This window comes from Aquaspirillum serpens DSM 68, assembly GCF_000420525.1.
GTDB lineage: Bacteria > Pseudomonadota > Gammaproteobacteria > Burkholderiales > Aquaspirillaceae > Aquaspirillum > Aquaspirillum serpens.
Genome location: NZ_ATVC01000105.1, coordinates 1 through 2228, shown reverse-complemented (window position 1 = coordinate 2228; position 2228 = coordinate 1). Strand labels below are relative to the sequence as shown.

Sequence of the window (2228 nt, the reverse complement as noted above, 5' to 3'; positions counted from 1 at the left end):
GTCAAATACCCTGCGCCCTTGTTTCATCACCATTCCTCCAAAACCTTCTTCATCCCCCTATCTTACTGTCCGCTGACATTAGACCATTACACAGGGTTTGCACAAATCAACCAACTAGGTTAAATTTAGTTAATGGAAAAACTAACCCCTCATTGTAAATTGTCAGTCGTTAAAGACTTGCTTACGGCAGGGAAAGTCCGAACTACGCATTCTGCACGTTCAGGAGCCAGCGAGCTGGGGCTTTGTTTGTCAGAAATGTTGGATGTCGTTATGTCACTGACAACTTCGGACTTTTACAAAAGTATGACAACTCATGCAGACCATACAATCTGGCAAGATGTTTATCGGCCAAGAACTGAAGCTGGTGACATTTATCTGAAATTGACGGTCATTGATGATGTGCTGATCGTGTCTTTCAAGGAGCTATAAATATGAAATGTCCTGTCTGTGGTGCTGCTGAACTGATCCATGATACTCGGGATTTGCCTTATACCTACAAAGGTGAATCGACAGTGATTGCCTCTGTAACGGGTAGTTTTTGCCCAGCCTGTGCTGAATCAGTTTTGGATGTGTCGGAATCAGATCGTGTTATGTCTGAGATGCAGGCATTTATGAAACAGGTGAATGCGGCTATTGTCGATCCCTGCTTTATTACGAACGTGCGCAAAAAACTGGCCCTCGACCAACGACAAGCGGCTGAAATCTTCGGTGGTGGTGTGAATGCTTTTTCTCGTTATGAAAATGGTAAGACTAAACCATCATTAGCTTTGGTTAAGTTGCTTAAACTGTTAGATCGACATCCCGATTTACTGGATGAGATTAGAACAGTTTAATTTCTCATGAAAATAACAACTGCCAATCATTTAAATCACTAAAAATCCCACAAATTACTCAGGAGGATTGCAAAAGTAGTTATAAATACTTTTGCCTTAATTTATGTTTAAATTTCAATTTAAAAACTTAGGACCTCTTAAAGAGGCAAGTATTGATTTATCACCTTTAACTATTATCTGCGGAAGAAATAATGTTGGCAAAACTTATATCAGCCACAAAATATATGAATCTCTAAAAAATCTGAAGAAATTCATATTAAACATAGATGGCATCATTCTTGACAAAATAGAAGCAAAAGAAAAAAGGATTGATGGATTATCAAGGGTATACAATATAGAATCACATATAAAAATAATTTTTTCTCATACAGAAATCACTAACTTTATCAACCAAAAAACAAAACCTACCTTTATCGAGAAAATTTTAGAAAAAACATTTAATTTAGAAATACAAGAAAAAAATACGAATTCGGACAGTTCAACGCGATTGTCAATAAGTGTTCAAATAGTTTTGAAATAAAAATCACAATTCCAAACTTCAATAGCAGACATAAATTTGATACTTTACTCAAGATAATCAGCATTGAAATTATCCATGATTTAATGGAAAATTTAATATTTTCGCCACTCATCGCAATATCTGAGCGTACTAGTGTAGTAATTTTCCAACCTATTTTTGATCAAATCAATAGCAAAAGAAGCGAGCTAACATTCTCACAAAAAGATATTAATAATATGATATTAAAAAAAGGCATTTAGATGAGCTTACAAAAGGGATTTTTAAAAACATTACTAAACCGTTTATCGATAATATTGACATTTCTCGATCAAGAACACACGAACTTTCAGAACTACATTACTTTTCAGAAATCAAAAAACTGATAAGTCAAATAAGTGGTGGTGAGTTTATTGAAGAGGAAGATGTTCGATTTAAACCTACTGGTACAGATATCTACCTAGATTTCTCTATGGTCTCATCTTCAACAAAATCAATTTATCTTATCGAAAAGATCATTAAGCATGAACTTAAGCCAGGCTCAATAATCATCATTGATGAACCAGAACTTAACCTTCATCTTGACAATCAAGTATTAATGGCACGTCTTTTAGCTACTCTTGTTAATTCTGAGATTACAGTCGTTATTACTACACATAGCGATCATATGCTTCGCGAGATTAACAACCTGATTATGCTTGGCTCTGGAAACATAGAGGAAGAAGATCAACAAGAATTAATGAGTGAGTTCGACATTGACAAATCTTGTTTACTCACATCAGAGCAGGTATCTGCGTATGTAGTTTCTTCAAGAGAGAAAAAAGTTTTTCCAGCTGTGTAATGGTCTAATGTCAGCGGACAGTAAGATAGGGGGATGAAGAAGGTTTTGGAGGAATGGT

Annotated in this window: 4 protein-coding genes; all 4 read left to right on the top strand. The window is 35.4% G+C overall.

What is annotated here, in order from left to right:
• Positions 1 to 132: 132 nt before the first annotated feature.
• Positions 133 to 429, top strand: a complete 297-nt coding sequence (locus G465_RS0112670) for a type II toxin-antitoxin system MqsR family toxin (RefSeq protein ID WP_022654803.1) — start codon at positions 133 to 135, stop codon at positions 427 to 429.
• Positions 430 to 431: 2 nt separating this feature from the next.
• Entirely contained in the window at positions 432 to 833 is a 402-nt protein-coding gene (locus tag G465_RS0112665; protein ID WP_022654802.1) for a type II toxin-antitoxin system MqsA family antitoxin, read from the top strand.
• Between the two features lie 103 nt (positions 834 to 936).
• Positions 937 to 1353, top strand: a complete 417-nt coding sequence (locus G465_RS15875) for an AAA family ATPase (RefSeq protein WP_022654801.1) — start codon at positions 937 to 939, stop codon at positions 1351 to 1353.
• 220 nt (positions 1354 to 1573) lie between these two features.
• Positions 1574 to 2170: an AAA family ATPase gene (locus tag G465_RS15690; protein ID WP_081642788.1), complete on the top strand. Its 597-nt coding sequence runs from the start codon at positions 1574 to 1576 to the stop codon at positions 2168 to 2170.
• Positions 2171 to 2228: the final 58 nt, after the last annotated feature.

Coding starts and splice junctions, on each gene's coding strand:
- G465_RS0112670 (WP_022654803.1), top strand. CDS start 133: ATGGAAAAACTAACCCCTCATTGTAAATTGTCAGTCGTTAAAGACTTG.
- G465_RS0112665 (WP_022654802.1), top strand. CDS start 432: ATGAAATGTCCTGTCTGTGGTGCTGCTGAACTGATCCATGATACTCGG.
- G465_RS15875 (WP_022654801.1), top strand. CDS start 937: ATGTTTAAATTTCAATTTAAAAACTTAGGACCTCTTAAAGAGGCAAGT.